Source organism: Algoriphagus ratkowskyi (assembly GCF_002150505.1).
Taxonomy (GTDB): domain Bacteria; phylum Bacteroidota; class Bacteroidia; order Cytophagales; family Cyclobacteriaceae; genus Algoriphagus; species Algoriphagus ratkowskyi.
This window is the reverse complement of the sequence record NZ_MSSV01000011.1, coordinates 194,915-214,583: the sequence shown is the minus strand read 5'-3', so window position 1 is coordinate 214,583 and position 19,669 is coordinate 194,915. Positions and strand designations below refer to the sequence as shown.

At 40.1% G+C, this 19,669-nt stretch carries 16 protein-coding genes; 6 read left to right on the top strand and 10 right to left on the bottom strand.

The features are described 5' to 3' along the window. Positions 1–23: 23 nt before the first annotated feature. From pdeM to BVH02_RS13280, 5 genes are all read right to left on the bottom strand, one after another. Entirely contained in the window at positions 24–683 is a 660-nt protein-coding gene (gene pdeM, locus BVH02_RS13300; RefSeq protein ID WP_143244215.1) for a ligase-associated DNA damage response endonuclease PdeM, read from the bottom strand. Beyond that, on the bottom strand, positions 680–3,112 hold the full coding sequence (locus tag BVH02_RS13295) for a ligase-associated DNA damage response DEXH box helicase (protein WP_086501930.1): 2,433 nt from the start codon (positions 3,110–3,112) through the stop codon (positions 680–682). Before BVH02_RS13295 ends, pdeM begins: the two co-directional genes overlap by 4 nt. Then, a complete protein-coding gene (locus BVH02_RS13290) occupies positions 3,109–4,701 on the bottom strand; it encodes an ATP-dependent DNA ligase (protein WP_086501929.1) in 1,593 nt (530 codons plus the stop codon). The genes BVH02_RS13295 and BVH02_RS13290 overlap by 4 nt, the downstream gene beginning before the upstream one ends. A gap of 161 nt (positions 4,702–4,862) precedes the next feature. Next, positions 4,863–5,855: a ligase-associated DNA damage response exonuclease gene (locus tag BVH02_RS13285; protein ID WP_086501928.1), complete on the bottom strand. Its 993-nt coding sequence runs from the start codon at positions 5,853–5,855 to the stop codon at positions 4,863–4,865. A 594-nt stretch (positions 5,856–6,449) separates the two neighbouring features. Further along, positions 6,450–6,686 carry a hypothetical protein gene (locus BVH02_RS13280; protein WP_086501927.1) on the bottom strand — a complete coding sequence of 79 codons (237 nt, stop codon included), beginning with the start codon at positions 6,684–6,686 and terminating at the stop codon, positions 6,450–6,452. 309 nt (positions 6,687–6,995) lie between these two features. On the opposite strand from BVH02_RS13280, the gene BVH02_RS13275 reads away from it, so the two are divergent. Beyond that, entirely contained in the window at positions 6,996–9,689 is a 2,694-nt protein-coding gene (locus BVH02_RS13275) for a DUF7133 domain-containing protein (protein ID WP_086501926.1), read from the top strand. A 104-nt stretch (positions 9,690–9,793) separates the two neighbouring features. Here BVH02_RS13275 and BVH02_RS13270 read toward each other — a convergent pair whose 3' ends face one another. Both BVH02_RS13270 and BVH02_RS13265 read right to left on the bottom strand, forming a co-directional pair. Further along, positions 9,794–10,195, bottom strand: coding sequence for a hypothetical protein (locus BVH02_RS13270; protein WP_086501925.1), 402 nt, complete (start codon positions 10,193–10,195; stop codon positions 9,794–9,796). A 4-nt stretch (positions 10,196–10,199) separates the two neighbouring features. Continuing rightward, on the bottom strand, positions 10,200–11,066 hold the full coding sequence (locus BVH02_RS13265) for a hypothetical protein (RefSeq protein ID WP_086501924.1): 867 nt from the start codon (positions 11,064–11,066) through the stop codon (positions 10,200–10,202). Between the two features lie 287 nt (positions 11,067–11,353). Between BVH02_RS13265 and BVH02_RS13260 the strand changes: the two genes are divergently transcribed. Both BVH02_RS13260 and BVH02_RS13255 read left to right on the top strand, forming a co-directional pair. Beyond that, entirely contained in the window at positions 11,354–12,646 is a 1,293-nt protein-coding gene (locus tag BVH02_RS13260; protein WP_086501923.1) for a DUF3472 domain-containing protein, read from the top strand. 74 nt (positions 12,647–12,720) lie between these two features. Continuing rightward, complete coding sequence (locus BVH02_RS13255; RefSeq protein WP_086501922.1) at positions 12,721–13,599, top strand: aldose 1-epimerase family protein; 879 nt, start codon at positions 12,721–12,723, stop codon at positions 13,597–13,599. Between the two features lie 75 nt (positions 13,600–13,674). Here BVH02_RS13255 and BVH02_RS13250 read toward each other — a convergent pair whose 3' ends face one another. The 3 genes from BVH02_RS13250 to BVH02_RS13240 form a co-directional block, all read right to left on the bottom strand. After that, positions 13,675–14,760 carry a DUF6807 domain-containing protein gene (locus BVH02_RS13250; protein WP_191278279.1) on the bottom strand — a complete coding sequence of 362 codons (1,086 nt, stop codon included), beginning with the start codon at positions 14,758–14,760 and terminating at the stop codon, positions 13,675–13,677. A 69-nt stretch (positions 14,761–14,829) separates the two neighbouring features. After that, entirely contained in the window at positions 14,830–15,732 is a 903-nt protein-coding gene (locus BVH02_RS13245) for a sugar phosphate isomerase/epimerase family protein (RefSeq protein WP_223271749.1), read from the bottom strand. 5 nt (positions 15,733–15,737) lie between these two features. Then, positions 15,738–17,108, bottom strand: coding sequence for a Gfo/Idh/MocA family protein (locus BVH02_RS13240; protein WP_086501921.1), 1,371 nt, complete (start codon positions 17,106–17,108; stop codon positions 15,738–15,740). Between the two features lie 289 nt (positions 17,109–17,397). On the opposite strand from BVH02_RS13240, the gene BVH02_RS13235 reads away from it, so the two are divergent. The 3 genes from BVH02_RS13235 to BVH02_RS13225 are packed head-to-tail and all read left to right on the top strand — an operon-like array spanning position 17,398 to position 19,652. After that, complete coding sequence (locus BVH02_RS13235; RefSeq protein ID WP_086501920.1) at positions 17,398–18,039, top strand: hypothetical protein; 642 nt, start codon at positions 17,398–17,400, stop codon at positions 18,037–18,039. Next, positions 18,039–18,749: a DUF3307 domain-containing protein gene (locus tag BVH02_RS13230; protein WP_086501919.1), complete on the top strand. Its 711-nt coding sequence runs from the start codon at positions 18,039–18,041 to the stop codon at positions 18,747–18,749. The genes BVH02_RS13235 and BVH02_RS13230 overlap by 1 nt, the downstream gene beginning before the upstream one ends. Further along, positions 18,750–19,652 carry a bile acid:sodium symporter family protein gene (locus BVH02_RS13225; RefSeq protein WP_086501918.1) on the top strand — a complete coding sequence of 301 codons (903 nt, stop codon included), beginning with the start codon at positions 18,750–18,752 and terminating at the stop codon, positions 19,650–19,652. Positions 19,653–19,669 lie beyond the last annotated feature (17 nt).

The window sequence follows — 19,669 nt, the reverse complement described above, 5'->3', positions numbered from 1 at the left end:
TGGCAATCTGTGTTTATATCTTTTTATATAACCAATACCTCATCTGGAAAGACAGGATAAATCTTCGCACCCGCAATCTCCTTTAGAATATATAGACCAGTCAACTTCCCGAAAGCTGGAAGTATCAAAGATTGCTCATGATAATAAAAACAAGGTAAACGGAAGAGCTGTCGGCCTTTGCCTTTGATCATTACTCCCGGATGTATATGTCCTGAAATATTTAATTTATCTTCTTCCAAATCGATCATTGGCTCATGAGTTAGCAGGAGATCATTCCCTACTTCCAATTCATCTACCACCTCTATCGATGTATTTTCCATCACCTTCGGTGAAAGAATATCATGATTTCCTTTTGTCAACACAAAACGAATCATAGGATACTTTCTTAGGAAATCCTTCAATTCCTCCCATTCTTTATTTAAGCTACTATGAAACAAATCTCCAAGAAAAACCACTGTAGATGGGTTTAACTTATCTATCAACTCATCCATTTTTAGCAAATCTGGAGAAACGTTTGGCAATGGAATCATGATTCCTGCTTTTCTGAAATGGGAAGCTTTTCCCAAATGAAGATCGGCAACAACCATCATTTGATGTCCTGGCAAAAAAGCTACTTTCTCGGGTAATAGTTGTATTAATTCTTCCTTGTAATAAAAATCCATGATTGATACTGGAGCTGTCATTTCTCCAGTCTTTCTTTGAGTTTGCTTAAGCGTGTCTGCCAATCCTCGTTGCTGTACTTTTCTCGGAATGACTCTGCAAAAATAGGAAAAGAAAAGGGAGTAAGTTTATCTGGAAAAGTCAAATTAATCGCATGCGTGCTGATCCGGACAAATGCCGCATACATCCGCGCAGATTCCAATTGAAAATCCATAACCTCGTCGTATGCTTGTCGCAGCAGCAGATTACCAGGATCATAATCTTCAAAAACCGAAAAAAACAAGGAGGAATTGGCTTGGAGATGTTTGGTTTTCATAGGCTTGCCAGGATATCCCTGAAAAACCAAACCAGCAATACTGGCGATATCTCTAAATCTACGTCTAGCCATCTCCGTTGTGTTGATTCCCAAACGAATATCTGCCATCAAATTGTCCGTAAAAAACAAACCTAACTCAAGCGCTTCTTCCACAGGAATAGGTGAATCAGAAAGCAATTCAAATCCATACTCATTTGTAGCAATACTGAAGGTAGCAGCTTTGATCTTACTCAATCTATACGCGATAACAGCCGCCATTCCTTCATGGACAAATTTTCCCTCAAAGGGATAAACAAAGAGATGGTACCCGTATTTGGTTTGAATACTTTCCATCAGAAGCGTTCCTTCTTCAGGAAGTGCGGAAAGTTCTTTTTGTTTAAGAAAAAGCGGTTTTAAGAAATGTAATTCCGGATTACTCTTGGTGATTGGCTGGTGGACACTGTCCATAGCGTGTCGCAACGCCGCACCCAAATCTGCTGAAAGTGGCAGCCTACCTCCCATCCATGAGGGTATTGCGCCTTTTTTGCCAGAACTATTCCTGACCAAGGCCTGCATCTCTCGCACTTTGATCAATTCTAGATTTCTTCCCGAAAACCAAAATGTATCCCCTGGCTTCAATCTGGATATAAACCACTCTTCTATAGTACCCAGGAATTTTCCGCTCATAAATTTCACCTGCATCATAGCATCGCTGACGATGGTACCGATATTTAGCATATGTCGATGGGCGATCCGGCGACTAGTCACTTTAAATACACCCTCTTCTGCCACCACCTTGTGAAATTCATCATAAGCACCCAAGGATCTTCCGCCTTTGGTGATCATTAACAAACATTCGTTGAATTCGTCAGTGGTGATGGATGAAAAACAATGCGTGCTTTTCACTTCTCTATAGGCTTCCTCAGCTTTAAATCCTTCGGAAATCGCAAGTGTGACTAGGTACTGGATCAGTACGTCAAAGGATCGGACGTAGGGAATTCGCTTTTCCATCATGCCTTCTTTTACCGCATATTTCAAAGACGCTCCCTCCATAATCTCCAGAGAATGGGTGGGTAAGAAATAAACTCGGCTGAGTGCGCCAGGCTGATGGCCACTTCTTCCTGCCCGCTGTAGAAAGCGTGCAATTCCTTTTGGAGAGCCTATCTGAACTACCGTATCCACAGGCCTGAAATCAACGCCAAGATCCAAGCTACTTGTGCAAATGACGGCTTTCAAACTTCCCTCATGGAGCGCTGCTTCCACCCAAACACGGATCTCGTTACTCAAAGAACCATGGTGAAGAGCAATTGCTCCCGCCCAATCTGGCTTAAGTTCAAGTAACTGTCTGTACCAAATTTCAGCCTGTGAGCGGGTATTGGTGAAAAGTAAGGTTGATTGACTTTTCTCGATGATGGGAATGACTGTAGCTGCCATGTGTACGCCCAAGTGGCCTGCCCAAGGAAAACGCTCTAAGACCTCTGGCAAAAGTGTCTCTATCTGAATCTTCTTTTTTATCGCCGACTTTATTAAAACACCTGCGTTCTCGGTGCCCAGAAGGATTTCCTGTGCTTCCTCCAGATTACCGATAGTAGCAGAGATTCCCCAAATTTTCAATTTTGGATTCAGCGCTTTCAGTCTGCTCAAAGCGAGTTCGATCAGCACGCCTCTTTTACTTCCCATCAGTTCATGCCACTCATCCACAATCACAAATTCCAGTTCTGAAAAGTAATCAGTGTAGCCTTTGCCAGCGAACAAAATATGTACACTTTCTGGTGTAGTCACCAATGCTTGCGGTGGTTTCTTCTTTTGCTGCTGACGAACCTTAGTGGATGTATCTCCTGTCCTCAATCCAATCTGGTAATCAAGCGCAAGATCATCGCTAACGATATTGGTGGCTTGATAAATTTCACTGGATAAAGCGCGCAGAGGTGTAATCCAGAGGCAGTGAAGCTTTCTCTCACTTTTACCTTTTTTTACTTTCCGCTGTATGTAGTAATGATGAAGCACGCCAAACCAAATAGCCATGGTTTTTCCATAACCAGTAGGTGCATTTAATAAGCCAGAATTGCCATTGGCCATAGCTGACCAAGTTTTTTTTTGAAAAGCATGTGCCGTCCAACCTTCATTTGAAAACCATGCGTCTGCAAAACTGTTCATGAATTAACGGCTTCAAGTAATTGCAATAAATCATTTTTGGTATTCGCATCCTTGACAGACTTATCTTTTCTCCATCTCAAAATTCTAGGAAATCTAAGTGCCACACCAGACTTATGTCTTGGGCTGGAATTGATCCCCTCAAAAGCAATTTCAAATACATACTCAGGTTTTACACTTCTCACAGGGCCAAATTTATCAATAGTGTTTCGCTTGATCCAATTGTCCAAGACATTGATTTCTTTGTCGGTCAGACCCGAATAGGCTTTGGCAAAAGGAACCAGCACATCTCCATCCCACACAGCAAAGGTGTAATCCGTAAAGAGATTCGCTCTCCGACCATGACCACTTTGTGCGTAAAGCAAAACCCCATCCACCGTCATGGGTTCTGTTTTCCATTTCCACCAATTGCCACGCCTTCTGCCAGTCTCGTATTCACTAGTTTTTCTTTTTAGCATCAATCCTTCACAGTTGAAGTCACGAGCATTTCTTCTAAACTTTCCTACCTCTTCCCAAGCCTTAAAATCCATCGCTTCGGATAGTAGCAACTTGTTTTCGGTATGCTTTGCTATTACTTCGTTCAGAATTTCTCGCCTTTCAGACAAAGGTCTAGCTCTTAAATCAACTCCGTTGTATTCTAGGATATCAAAACATACCATGACCAATGGTGCTTCTTTGAGGTATTTAGGAGAAATATTCTTCCTGCCAATTCTGGTTTGCATTATTTGAAAAGGCAAAGGGCTACCATCTCTCCAAGGAATGATTTCTCCATCCAGTACCGTCCCATTTGGAAGGGAGGTTTGAAGGGAGTTGAACTCAGGAAATTTATCCGTTAGCAATTCTTCTCCTCTGCTCCATACAAAAAGCTCCTCATTTCTCACGATGATCTGGCCACGTATTCCATCCAGTTTTCTTTCTATATACCAGTTATCAATATCTCCTAAAGTAGCGGGATCCGTATCTAAGGGATACGCCAAAAAGAAAGGGTAAGGCAGGTAGTTTTTGTCCAGATGTGTTTCCCCGGCAAACATCGAATCCATGGTTTCTGCATAAGGATCCCACTTTCCCATCAACTGATGCGCGATAGAAGTTTGCTCTTGTTCTAAATATTTCGCGAGCGCTTTGATTACCAATTGCTTGGAAACACCCATTCGGAAATTTCCTGTGATCAGCTTATTAAACACGAAGCGCTCTTGAACTTCAGCGCTCATCCAATACTCTATAATTCTAGCCTTTTTAACCTCCAAGGGCAAATCAGTCAATTCGGAAAGAAATTCTAAATTCTCACGGAGGGAAACATGTTGTTCTTTATCTGGATCTGGAAGCATCAGGGCTATTGCTTCAGCTAAATCCCCGACAATGTGATAAGACTCTTCATAAAGCCACATTGGGAGCTCGGCTAGTTCTGCAGCCCATTCTTTTAGCTCAGAAGTTTTTACAGGTCTTTTAGGCTTATTGCCTATTAAGATAGAAACCGCAAATATCTTATCCTCCTCCTCAGCATGAGTAAAATAATCTACCATGGCCTGAACCTTTTGGTTGGTCTTAGTGGTCTGATCTATGGCGGTAAATAATGCTGTGAATGCCTTCATGAATAGTTTATTTGAGTTTCCGAAATAGCGGCAATAAAAGACCAAATTGGCCTCTTACATGGCAAATACCAGAATTGAGGTTACTTCGGTCACCTACCATCGGTCTTCCAATCTGGCAGGCATAGAAAATAAGGCTATAGATATGATTGTGGATAAACATATTAGTCTAAGTCTCCTGTGGCAGGTTCAAATTGAGTCTTTATTTCAATAGCATTAAGTTGATATCGATCGCATAACCATTTCGCATAGGTAGTTTGATAGCCATGGGTCACATAGATGTTTTCCGCTCCTGTTGCCAAAACAGCTTCGTTAAGTTGTGACCAATCGCAGTGATCAGATAATACAAACCCTCGGTCAACTCCGGAGCGTCTTCTCGCTCCTCTAAGTTGCATCCATCCACTGCAAAGTGCGGCACGTGAAGGTGAAAATTTCCGGATCCAAGGAGTGGATAAGGCAGATGAAGGAGTCACTATCATTGCTCCTTTGATAGCTTTGCGATCCATTTCTGGACTCACCCATGTGCCGGGGAAATTATGTCCATTTTCGTTAAATGCATTATTGACATTTGCTACAGCTCCATGCAGAAATATGTCTCCTATCTCCTGATCCAAATGATGTAGAATGGATTGAGATTTCCCCAAGGCATAAGCGATTATTACAGAATTGAAGCCCTCAGCAGCATTTTGCTTCCACCATTGATTAATGCTAGCATATACTTCTTCTGTGGAGGGAAAATTGTAAATAGGTAAACCAAATGTAGATTCTGTGATAAAATGATGGCATTTGACCGGTTCAAATGGAACGCTCAATCCATCAGGAATGAGCTTATAATCTCCGGAAACTACCCAGATCTCACCTTTATATTCCAGGCGAACTTGAGCTGAACCTATAATATGACCTGCAGGATGTAGGCTGATTTTGACTCCGTTGATGCTAATTTCTTGATTATAAGGCAAGCTTTGCACGTTTATGTCAGCCCCTAATCTCAACCTGAGGATTGGCATTGTTTCAGTATGACAGAGGTAATTATTCATCCCACTTCTAGCATGATCACTATGTCCATGGGTGATAATGGCGTTTTTTACCGGTTTCCACGGGTCGATGTATAGATCAGCCTGCTTACAGTAAATACCTTTGTCAGTAAATTTCAGCATAAGAAGGGGTTACAGTTTTGATAAGTGACTGAAAGAAATACAACTTTTGTACCGATCGGAATGTTTGATGGAATTGAAACTGAATGAGTAAATAATTGATGATGACAGATGGAAATTTAAAGATTGTGCCAGGGTAAAAATTTTATAAAATGATGTAATATCGATCCTAATTTTTGGCACTTTTTATAGATCCTAACTTTGGTGTTTTACCCAGAATTGTATTTTGAAATTTTACAGTTCATGTGAAAGGCTAAATATTTAGAAGCAACAAATGTAATTGTGTTCAGACCACGAGTTTAAGGCAAACTTTGTCAAAATATCAAACTGAGAAAAAGTTATACCCATAGATCAAATAGGCATAAAATGAGGCCTAATATTTTTAGCTAAAAATTTCGATTAATCTCTGTTTCTAATCATATTTCACAGCAATTTAAATCCCAAAATACTGTTAATTGAACATCAGGTAAGCTTAAATCAAAAAAATGCAAAATAGATCCAAAGGTTTAAATCAATGAGGATTACACATAGATTTAAACCTTTGGAAATCAAAAAAAATACTTGATGATTGAATTATAATTTTGAAAAAAGATCTGATTATTTAATTATGATCTCATCTTCCTCATCAAAAGAAAAGGTGCCAGCATTTAACTTCCCACCACTTCTTAAAACTAAATAAGCACCCACTACACCTAGTGCAATTCGCAATCCCACATGTTTTTTAGTAACAGCAAGAGATAGCACATAAGTACCAGCAATTAATGAAGTCAAACCTTCTGAGTAGTCAGTGATTCTTCTTACTCCAGACTTAATATGATAAATTTCAGTTTTCATGATTTTGTATTTTATACTAGTAGTTCAAAATACATGCTAAAGGCAAATTGCTTCCAGCGTGCTCAGTTTTCATTATTTCATTTCAATAATCTGCAAAAACAAGTATTATCTGCCCCAGATTGGGGATTGATGTTATATTAGCGACTGGCAATTCTACAAGTCATAGCATAGAGATCCTGTTATAGATTTAGCAGTAAATACAAGACATTATTTTTTCGGTAAAACCAATTCCCGAAGAAAGCCATAATTTGGGATAAACTATCAATACAACAGTAACACCAAACCTATTCTTACCTTCAAATTCAGTACATGCGTATTTCCAAAAAACTAAAACTAGTCTATGGTGTTTCACTGGTCATTTTTGCCAGTTGTACACCTCAAAAATCCCCCTTTGACGTTTCTCCTGCTGATTCTTTAGATCCAAAAAGAATGGAAGCTCCTTACCCATCTATTACTATTCCCGATGGCACAGATATGGAATCTCCGAGATGGAAAGGCATAGACCTAAGTCCAGTCCCGCCAGTAGTTCCTGTCTCGGCAAACGAGCAATTGAAATCATTTATACTTCAGCCGGGCTATAAACTGACTCCTATTCTTTCTGAACCACAGATCAAAGAACCTGCGGCTATTCAATTTGACGGGAATGGTAGAATGTATGTGCTAGAGTTAAGAACTTATATGCAGGATATTGATGCAAATGGAGAGCTAATGCCTACTTCTAGGATTTCTAGATGGGAGGACACAGATAATGATGGCGTCTATGATAAAAGTGTGATTTTTCTAGACAGCCTAGTTTTCCCTCGCTATGTGGTTCCTTTTGGAAAAAACACCATTTTGTCCATGGAATCTAATGAAGATAATGTCTATAAATACACAGATACTGATGGAGATGGTAAAGCTGATAAGAAAGAACTTTTCGCTTCAGGCCTAGGAAGATCAGGAAATGTTGAGCATCAGACGAGTTTCCTGACTTGGACGATGGACAACTGGATGTACAGTACCTATAATTCCCATAGAATTCGCTGGACGCCAGACGGGGTAATTCAAGAACCAACTGGAAATCCATGGGGACAATGGGGCGTAACACAAGACAATTATGGTCAGGTGTGGTTTCAAGATGGAGCAGGAGGCATTCCACAAGGATACCAGTTCCCCCTTGTCTATGGCAATTTTAGTGTAAAGGGTCAGTTGAAAGAAGGTTTTAGAGAACCATTCAGTTTGGTGAAATTAGCGGATTTCGAACCTGGGATGCGAGAAACCAAGCCAGATAATTCATTAAATAACGTGACAGGATCGGCAGGGAATGATGTATTCCGTGGAGATAGACTTCCGAAAGAACTTCAAAATCAATACTTCTACGGAGAGCCAGTTGGAAGGATTGTACGTCAAGTGCAGGTAGAAAAAACTGAAGGCCTCTCCTATCTTCAGAACCCCTACCTAGAACAAAAATCTGAGTTCATCCAATCCACAGATCCACTTTTTCGGCCAGTTGATATGGCTACGGCACCTGACGGCACGATGTACATTGTAGATATGTATCGGGGAATTATCCAGCAAGGAAACTGGACTCAGGAAGGCAGTTACTTGCGAACCAAAATTCTCCAGTATCAAATGGATGATATTGCAGGAAATGGCAGAATTTGGCGATTGACCTATGAGGGAATGGAGAGAAATACAGAGAAGCCAAGAATGTACGAGGAGACTTCTGCTGAACTTGTCCGCCATCTAAGCAATCCAAATGGATGGTGGCGCGATCAAGCGCAGCAGTTGATTATTTTAAATCAAGATAAATCAGTTGTGAAGGAGTTGGAAAACTTGATAAATACTTCTGATAATGAATTGGCTAGAATCCATGCACTGTGGACATTAGAAGGATTGAGCTCATTGAAGGTTGATCAGGTCCGAAAGCTGATGAAAGACGGCAGTCCTCAGATTCGGATTCAAGCATTACGAGCCAGTGAAAGTTTGTATAAATATGGCGAGAAAAGTCTGGAGGAGAATTATAGAGAATTGATCAAGGATTCATCTACTGAGGTGGCCTTGCAAGCATTGCTTAGCGCTTATATATTGAATATAGATCAAGTAGAAAATTTGATCAAAGCCACTTTGAAAGGCAATCAAGCACAAGGAATTCAGGTGGTTGGAACCCAGCTTTTGGAGAGAATGTCAAAAGAGAAAGAAATGGCTTCAACCAAGTTTGCACCACAAGAACTAGCACTTTTTACAAAAGGAAAGAGCATCTATGATAGCTATTGCTCTACCTGCCACGGACCAAATGGTCTCGGCACACCTATTGGAGGTGGCGAACTCCTCGCTCCTGCATTTTCAGGTTCTCCTAGAGTTATGGGGCATCCTGAATATGCTGTTAAAACGCTTCTTCATGGTTTGACAGGTGCTATAGAAGGGAAGGAATATGAGGGTATAATGATTGCTATGGATAGCAATGATGATGAATACATTGCTTCTGTTGTTTCATATATCCGAAATGACTTCGGGAATTCAGGAAGTTTCGTGAGTCCAAAGTTTGTCGCTCAACTACGAAAAGAAACAGCTAGTAAAGAAGGTACTTATGATTTTGATGAATTGATCGGAGAAATCCCTAAGGCAATTTCTCTCCAGGATAACTGGAAAATCACGGCAAGTAGTACTGCTTTACAGGGCGTGGGTTCAACCAAGGATCCATCTTATGCATTTAGCTTCAAGGGATGGAAAACTGAAAGCCCGCAAGAATCTGGTATGTGGTTTCAGATAGAGCTACCAAAGGAGAAAAACTTAGCTGAAATACAATTCAATTCCGGTGAGAAAGAATATCCTAAAAAGTATAAAGTATCGCTTTCTGCAGATGGAAAATCCTGGACTGAAGTGGCGAGCGGATCTGGAGTAAAAGGCATAAATACTATTCAGTGGAAAGCTCAGGAGAATACAAGATTCCTGAAAATCGAAGCGTCTGAAAATGGCGAAGAACATTGGGCAATGAAGCAGTTTATGCTTTTCGCTAGGTGATTACCAACTTATAAATGGCTTGATAAGAAAAACGATGGGTGAATAGCTCATCGTTTTTTTATTTTATTAATGTGTTTATAAACAGTTGATTACATTAGTTGAAGTTAGTCCAGCGGAGCTTTCCATAACTCAAACAGATCCTTGAGTGAGCTCCCTATTCCTTGAGGATCGCGATTGATGATCATTGCACCAAGAATGAGAATTCCTGTGGCCACATTCAGGCCTTTTTGGATATTCTTCAGGTCTTTAATTGAATCCTTTATCTCTTGCGTAATTGTATTTATTTTTCCCAAAGAATCAACAACTTCATCCATGATTAGAGTTGTGGAAAGTGCCAGAATATTCTCACCAAAACTTAAAAGAGAATATTGAATATCACTGAGTTCTTTAATATCATCATCAGATAACTTCTCCCAGTTTGCAACCCTGAAGTCCAGCATCGAAGAACTCAGGTAATAAAAATTATCTGACAGTCTTATAGCTTGGTCGGAAGTCAAATTTGCCATGGGTTTAGTCGTTAAGTTTGTTAAATTCAGAGATCAGATCCTGTATATTACTGGAGTAGTCTATCATTAAGCCTGAGATATCTTTTACCGAAAGTTTATTTCTATTCTCATACAAGACCTGATGTGCCTGAGCAATCTGATTAATACTTTTTGAAAAAACTTCCAATTCCTTTTCCTTTCGTTGAATGGCTTCTAATGCCTGATAATAATCAGAAGTAGCCTTGCCTTTTTCATAGTCAGAAAGCAAGGTCCTATTCATTTTCATCTCTATATAATAGCCGTAAAGTCGCTCTCTTTTGAATCGCAGTTCTCCTTTAAGCGAGGTTCCTACAATTACCCCAAACTTTTCAATTAAAACTTGAATTGGTTCATTTGCCTGTTCGATATATAACTCTAATTTTTTGCGCCTGTAAGTATCTGTTGAAGCTCTTAGCAGCAGATTGGAAAGACTGGAGAAAGCATTTACCGTGCGCTCGTCAATTTTTACAGGACCGAGTTCATCGGAACTCAGCGCCTCCATCACCCCATTTGTACTATAGTTTGTAAGTTCATTGTATGAGAGTTTACTAAGCCCTTCAAAGTACCCTTCAATTGATCTGTAGATAACCTGAGTGACACTGTCAGCTTCTATAAAGATCGAGCAATCGCAATCTTGAATCCGTTTTATCTCATATTTTCGAATCGCTTCATCAGTACATCTATCCAAGCAATGTTGCAAAAAAGAGTAGTCAATCTGCTCAAAATTCTGGATTCCTATCACGGATGTTTCAGAATAATCAGCAACAGTCTGCAGATTTATACAACTAAAAAACCAGATTGGTGATCCTAATAGAAGAAGTAATTGTGCCGTATTTAATCTGCGTCTTATCATCTATAGCCTCATTAAAAGTGATCATTACTTATCTTTTGAAATTCTTTACCTAAAAAGATAGCATATTACTAATGAATAAGATACAAAGAAGATTCAAAAGAAAGCTTATCAAAACTCCCCTTTTAAAAGTCTCAGAATACAGGTCTGAGCCAATAATCAAAAATTTGTTTTAAATGAATTGCGAAGTGTTTCATTATCAAAAATGAATATCTAGGAAGGCTGACATTAGGTGGCAATATTTATAATTAGGGTATTACCTTTATGTTTTCAGGCTAAAATACAGTTTAATGAACTTACGATTTGTCTTTTTTTTCTTTTGTATTGTTTCCTCCGCAGCATATTCTGGAGAGATAAAGTCTGATGTTATTATAAGCACATATACTGTCCCGTTAGGCGGTAATGCGTACCAAACCAAAGGAGTTTCTCAGGAAAAAATATCTGCTGATGGTATTACAAATTGGAAAAATTCGGATACTGAGTTTTCGATTTTTGTGAAATCTAATGTGGATTCAAGGGTTTTATTGGATCTCGATATTTTTGCTCAGGAAGGCAATAGCGAAATCAGTATTGATCTAAATGGCCAAAATCAAAGGGTCGAGATTTCTTCTGGAACTTCTGGGCTTGTATCTGCAGGTGAGCTGAAACTGATAAAAGGTTATAATGAGATCAAACTGCAGGGAGTAGAGAAATTAGGAACTGACTTCGTCAAAATTAAAAATATTGAAATCAAGTCGGATGACGTAATAGTTTTGGACTACGTCAAAGACAATATCGATAATCGTTTTTACTGGGGACGTAGAGGCCCATCGGTCCATTTAAGTTACTCCCTTCCCACCGACAAAAACTTCCAATGGTTTTACAGTGAGGTTACCGTACCAGAAGGCTCCGATCCAATAGGCTCTTATTTCATGGCCAATGGTTTTGGGGAAGGATACTTTGGAATTCAGGTCAATTCGGAGATTGAAAGACGAATACTTTTTTCCGTTTGGAGTCCATATAAAACAGACAATCCAGGAGAGATTCCTGATGCCGAAAAAATTATCCTTTTGAAAAAGGGGGAAGATGTATACACAGGTGAATTTGGAAACGAAGGTTCTGGCGGACAGAGCTATCTCAAATACACTTGGAAAGCCGGCAAGACCTATAGCTTCCTCAATTCAGTGACCCCTGATGGTAAAGGAAACACGGTTTATACAGCCTATTTTAAGGATCCAGAAGTTGGAGAATGGATGCTGATAGCAAGTTTCTTACGGCCAAAGACAGATACTTGGTACAAACGACCACATTCATTTTTGGAAAACTTCGTCCCAGAAACTGGCTATCAAGAACGTAGTGCTAACTACGGGAATCAATGGGCCGCTGATACTGAAGGCAATTGGCAAAAACTGACAGAAGCGAAGTTCACTGGTGACGACATCGCGAAACGAGGCTATAGAAAAGACTTTGAAGGCGGAGAAAAAGCTGGGCATTTCTACCTTAGAAATGATGGCTTTTTTAATGGCCATGTCAACTTGAATAGCGTGCATCAACGAAAACCTATAGGAGTCTCTCCTACTGTGAACTTCGATAAACTACCCTAATCTCGGTTTAATTGCATCACCATTGACTTGTGTCACAGAGCACACTACTAGTTTTACTCACAACCTATTTATAAATGAATTATACCCTCCAATCAGCTGATCTTTCAGTTGAAATAAATCCTATAGGCATGGAGCTAAGCTCCATAAAGTCATCAACAACAGGTATTGAATACATTTGGCAAGGAGATTCAGCTATTTGGGCAGGCCAAGCACCAGTACTTTTCCCAATAGTTGGTGCATTGAAAGAGGGTTTTACCCTGATTGCTGGCAAGAAATATGAAATGCCTAAACATGGCTTGATTCGTAATTCCAACAAACCGAAACTCATTGAGCAAACGGATACTTTCCTTAGATTTCGATTGACATCGGATGAAGAATCTTTGCAGAATTACCCGTTCCAATTCCAATTTGATATGGTTTTCCGGCTGTTCGATAAAACTCTTACTATAGAGCATCACATTTCTAATTTAGGAGCTAATGTTATGCTTTATTCGATTGGAGCTCATCCAGCATTTAATTGTCCATTGAGAGAAGGAGAAGTTTATGAAGATTATTCATTAGAATTTGCTCAAGTTGAATTGGCGTACACACAGCTAGTGGACCCTTCAGGTCTAATAGGATTAAATCAGAGGCTAGTGCTAGACAACACGGCTAAACTACCGCTTCATCCCCATTTATTCGTTGATGATGCCTTGATTTTCAAGCAACTTAAATCGCGAGAAGTTACCATTAAACACAAGGACAAAGGTGATATACTATCAGTAAACTTTGAGGATTTTGACTACCTGGGTCTTTGGGCAAAACCAGAAGCTCCGTTTGTATGTATCGAACCTTGGTTGGGTATAGGAGATAGTTCTGATTCTAACCATCAGTTTGCAGAGAAAGATGGTATTATGAAATTGGAAGCTAATCGAAGTGAGATGAAAACTTACTCGATTACAATCATAGAGTAGCTCATCAAATGCTCTAAAGCAAAAAGTGGCTGATTCTCATAGGAATCAGCCACTTATTTTTTAAATTATCTGAGGTTATTTAGCCCATTCGATGTAATCTCTATTTACCTGACCATCTAAGATTGTTTCATTGGAGTAAATGATAATTCTATACTTGAATGTAGCTGATTGACCTTTATCCAATTTAAAATTAAGCTCATCCTTGCCATCACTAAGCGCTTTTTGACCCAATGGATTAGCAGAAAACAATCCATATCCACGTGCATGCCAGTAAGTTGGATAGCCTGGATTGGATGGATAGTCTAATATAGCAACAGAGATATCTTCGTTGTCAATCTTTCCACTAAGACTGACCCACGCTCCTCTTGTACCCCATACATCATCCCCTTTTATCCCTTCACTGCTGAGGTACAATCCTGTAATACCCTCATTATTCATTGTAGGCACATCTGTAGCTTGCCCTGAAGCATCTGTGAAAATCTCAGGTTTATTCGATGGATGCTCCAGTTGCCTTGCTGTACGAAGTCCAAGCATACCTTCCTTGTTGTCTGTAAGTTTCACTTCCCCGTTTGGAGCGGTTAAGGTTGCTATTCGATCGATGCTACGCTGATCATCATTTCCTCTGAAAATAAAGGTTGTGTTCTCAGTCAAAAGCACTTCACCTTTGCTGTTTACCCAATCTAAACTCACTTTCAATACGCCTTCTTCATTTCCGCTTTTTGCCGACACAATTGATTTATGCACGATATGGCCATAGTTCGTCTTGTCTTTGATATCGGAGGAATTGTTCCAAAAATCCAGACCATTCACATCTCCATAGTTAAACCATAGTCCTAAGTGATGCGGATGATCTACTCGCTCTCCAGCTCTAGGTGTTAAAGGCCAACCTCTCGTGATTGCATTTTCGTTTGCAGTGTTGATTGGATATAGAACGGGTTTCTCCAGAGAGTCTGGATAGATATAAGATGTAAAAAACTTCCCATCAATGATGACATCTACTTTCTTTGCAACATCGTCACGAACAAGTTCAATTCTATCTTTCTTTTGCTCAGCGCTATGTTCTGTCTCGGCTTTAGTCTCTTTACTTCCGCAAGCGAAAGCCACTGCTGATAAGGCAATTAAGGCAGTGTAGTTAAAGAGTATTACTTTATGTTTTTTCATGTTCTAATTTCCAGATCTGTTATTATTTTTTTGGTAATGGAGTAGTTAAATATTCGGTCTCGAAGATTATTATTTTATCAATTGATTGAATAATGCCAACTGCTCTTTCAGAGCGGCCACTCGATCTGCTGGTTCTGTTCGTGCTTCCATCAGAATCCATCCTTCGTATTTAATCCCCTTGAAAAGTTTGAAAAGTTCTGGATAGGGATAATCTCCTTCGTTGAATTCCCGTACGTGTACGGTATCTCCAAACCATTTCTTCACTGAATTGAAATTTGCTTCCAATCCTGGAGCTAGCAAATCCTCTGCATTACAATTCCAGCAAATCTTCACTGCAGGTTCTGTCACTTGGTCGAAAATTGCCTTCATAATTGGAAGTTCCTGTGTCAAATTTCCGTGGACTTCCACTCGCACCAATTGTCCATAATCAGCTGCAAATTTCCCAACTTCATTGAATGAAGCTGCGATCTGTGCGATGGTTTTTTCTTTCGGCACATCCGCGGGCAAATTGTTTGGCTTCACCTTGATTCCAGTCGCCCCTATATCTTTACAAAGCTTGATGTATTCCTTCGTTTCTTCTATGTTTTTACGAACCACCGCCGGATCTGGGCTGTGGTATTCGAAGTTACTTCCATAACCCAAGCAAGTCACTTTGCTATTTTTGAAGCGCTTTTTCACTTCGGCCCTTTCTGCTGCATTCAGGCTTGTCTCTACACCATGTGCGTGCTCAGTACGAAGCTCCACTCCTAGCACACCTGCTTTTTCACAGTTTGCTATGAGTGTAGGCAAATCCCAATCCTTGCCCCATTGGTAGGTTACCAAGCCGAATTTCATCCCTGATTTCGCCATTGCTAATGCTTCAAAGGGAAATTGCATTGCTGCTAGACTTATTCCAGCAGCTGCACTTTTTTGCATAAAATCTCTTCTGGAATTAGACATTGCTTCTTTAGTATTCACTTTTTTTGAATTCATAAAAATTAAACCTTAGATGGAACAGTGTATGGATCACGGTAATCTCTCGTAAGCAATTTATCCGCTTCTTTGTCCTTGATAAACTTTTCAGTATTTCCATCGAATCTCAATTCACGTTTGGTGAGGTAAGAAACATTAGCGATCAGCGGCAGAACTGAAGATCTGTGACCTTCTTCTATATCACAATGAAGTGCTTGGTCATTTCCTGCACGGATGGCATCGAGGAAGTTGGCATAATGCTCTGCACCTCCTGGCGCTGCCAACACTTGTGTGCTTTGCGCTGGCGCAGTTGCCTTTTTCGATTGGGCAAATGGTTCGGTTTCTTTCTGTCGAAAGGCTTTCCAAGTTCCCCCATCGAGTTCCAAATAACCATCTGTTCCGTAAAACACATTTCCAATATGTATTCCTAAGCTTGATTCTCCATTGGTATACCTTCCCCGAGTTTCAAATTCCAGCATAGTTCCATCTGCATATTTGAAAGTGGAGGTTTGTGTATTTGGCGTCTCTTGAGAGCATTCATTTGGGTCGATACCATAGATTCCTCCTGCGGAATAAACAGAAATTGGATGCTCATTCTTGTTCATCCCCCATCGAGCTACATCAAACTGATGCGGGCCTTGATTTCCTGTATCACCATTTCCTGTGGCCCAATGCCAATGCCAGTTGTAGTGCACTTTCTTCTCATTGTAAGGTATCATCTGTGCCGGTCCTCTCCAGTAGTCGTAGTGCAAGGAAGCTGGCGGTGCACTATCGGGCACTTTTCCAAAAGAATCACGTGGTTTGTAGCAGGTACCACGCGCCATGTAAATATCGCCGATTCCACCGCTATGAAGGAATTCCATCGCTTCCATCACATTAACAATGGAACGGTTCTGAAAACCAACCTGCACTCTTCTATCATACTTACGGGCAGCCTCTACCATTTTTCTACCTTCCCACACGTTGTGGCTGGCAGGTTTTTCTACAAACACATGTTTTCCTGCCTGACATGCCCAGATAGTTCCCAATGCATGCCAGTGATTTGGAATTGCTAAAGAAACCGCATCTATCTCCTTATCTTCCAATACCTTGCGCATGTCCCACTCGGTCACTGGAGTAATTCCAGTTTTCTCAATTACAATTTTTGACTTTGGTTCGAAGTATTGCTCATCTGCATCACATAGTGTCTTTAGCCTCACGTTGCGGTTATCTTTCAATGCGCACCACTGGTTGATGTGATTGCTTCCTTGTCCACGGATTCCGACCACTGCAATATTGATTCTTTCGTTGGCTCCAATAATAGATCCATAAGATTTCGCACTCATGCTCATTCCGGCCATTGCGATTCCAGCAGTGCCTAAGAGACTTTTCTTTATGAATTCTCTTCTTTTTTCCATGTTAATATTAGGTAATTGGGTTTGTTGTTTTTCTTAAAAAGCTTCTTTAATATTCTATTTATTCACTGATAGACAGTATTTAAGCTATTATTTTTTAATCTAAACATTCTCATCCTACCAATCAATACTATTTATTTGGATGCCATAATAAGATGTGCAAACGATTGCGTATTTTTTATTCCTTCGCTAATAAACTCAAACACTTTATCACTACTTACGGTGATAATCTGATATATCACCATTTACGGTGATATTTGGATATATCACCATTTACGGTGATATTAGCGATATGATTGCATTACTTACAGGAGACATTATCAATTCGAGAGAACTGAAGAACCAGAATTTATGGCTCATTCCATTTAAGCAACTGCTTTCACACTGGGGAGAAACTCCGAAACAGTGGGAAATCTTCAGAGGCGATAGTTTTCAGCTGGAAATCTCAGACCCAAAAGAAAGTTTGCTTGCAGCCTTACAGATCAAAGCATTGATGAAAAGCCTGCCTTATCCAGATCAAAATAAAAGAAGCTCTCCCGTAGATGTGCGAATGGCAATTGGGATAGGCACAAAATCCTATGATTCAGATAGAATCTCCGAGAGTAATGGAGATGCATTCATAAGATCCGGAGAGAAATTTGAGCAACTGAAAAATGAAATGATTACCCTGGCTATCAATTCACCATGGACAGAATGGAACGATGAAATGAACCTTTACCTCAAACTGGCGGGAATACAGATGGACAGCTGGTCGATCTCTTCAGGCGAATTGATGTCCGAGATATTCTCCAATCCAGATCGAACGCAAGCTGAAATTGGCGAGGTACTTCATATCAACCAAAATTCTGTGAGCAAGAGATACAAGGCAGCAAATGGCGAGGACATCTTGTCAATGGAAAAGCTATTCAGAAAGAAAATCAGCCAGTTGATATAATGTTAGTCCTAATCAAACTTATACTCGCTCATCTAATCGGAGATTTTCTCCTACAACCTACCTCATGGGTGCAGGAGAAAGAAAGCCGAAAAGCAGCTTCTCCAAAACTATATATCCATGTATTAATTCATGGTTTACTTATACTGATACTTCTCTGGGATCTTAGCCTTTGGTACCTGGCAGTATCAGTGGCTGTAGTTCACTTAGCTATAGACCTCACCAAACTTTACGCTCAGAAAATCAAAACCAAAACAACTTGGTTCATTGCCGATCAAGCGATGCATCTAGTAAGTATTGTCATCATATGGGCATCATTTACAAATGTTGCGGTGGATTGGCAGTCGATATTTGAAAACCCTTCAACTCTAGGGTTGATCACACTCGTACTTTTCCTCACTCAGCCTACCTCGATTATACTTTCCAACTTGCTCAAAAAATGGTCTGATTCCATACCTTCTCAGCCTGATCAGTCTCTTCAGGATGCAGGTAAATACATAGGAATCCTAGAGCGTCTTTTTGTCTTTACATTTATTGTTACCGGAAACTGGGAAGCAGTAGGATTCTTACTGGCTGCCAAATCTGTATTTAGATTTGGCGATTTAAAAAAATCCAAGGAGCGAAAACTCACCGAATATATTTTGATAGGAACCTTGCTTAGCTTCGGTACAGCTATGATTTCAGGACTTATCTATTTATCTATTTCGAATTAAATGAACACAAGCAATGAACTAGATTCAATTCAACTCAATTTCTCTTCCAGTGATTTATTACTATTGAATCTGGCGCTTGCGCTGATCATGTATGGAGTAGCGCTGGACCTGAGATTTGAAGATTTTAAATACTTAGCTAAAAATCCCAAAGGCTTTATTTTGGGCATTTTATCTCAGTTTCTACTATTACCATTTCTCACTTGGTGTCTGGTATTGATCATGAAGCCACCACCCTCGGTGGCTTTGGGTATGTTCCTGGTAGCTGCTTGTCCTGGGGGAAATGTTTCTAATTTCCTAAGCAGTCTCGCAAAAGGAAATACAGCACTATCGGTCAGTCTAACGGGGTTTTCCAGTATAATTTCCATTATTAGTACACCTTTAAATTTTGCGCTTTGGGCAGGATTCTATGCGCCCACTTCAAATTTGCTCAGGGAAATAAGTCTGGATTATTCAGAAGCATTTACCACCGTAGCATTGATTCTTGGCATCCCTTTGATCCTAGGAATTATCACACACATGTATACACCTAGCTTTGCGGAAAAAGCTTCAAAAATCCTTAAACCCTTAAGTATTATCATATTTGCGGCGTTTGTGGTGATTGCCTTTGCAGGGAATTTCGACCTGTTCACCAAGTATATTTCCCTGATATTCCTCTGGGTCTTAGCGCATAACTTCGTAGCCTTGGGAACAGGATTTTTTACTGCGAAACTATTCAAATTACCCCTGCCTGATGTGAAGACTATGACGATAGAGACAGGTATTCAAAATTCAGGTTTGGGTCTGGTTTTGATTTTCACTTATTTTGATGGCCTTGGCGGAATGGCTATTATTACGGCTTGGTGGGGTATCTGGCACTTAATCTCAGGTATGACACTCGCAAGTCTTTGGAAATTAAAGGTCTGAATATGACAACAGTCTGT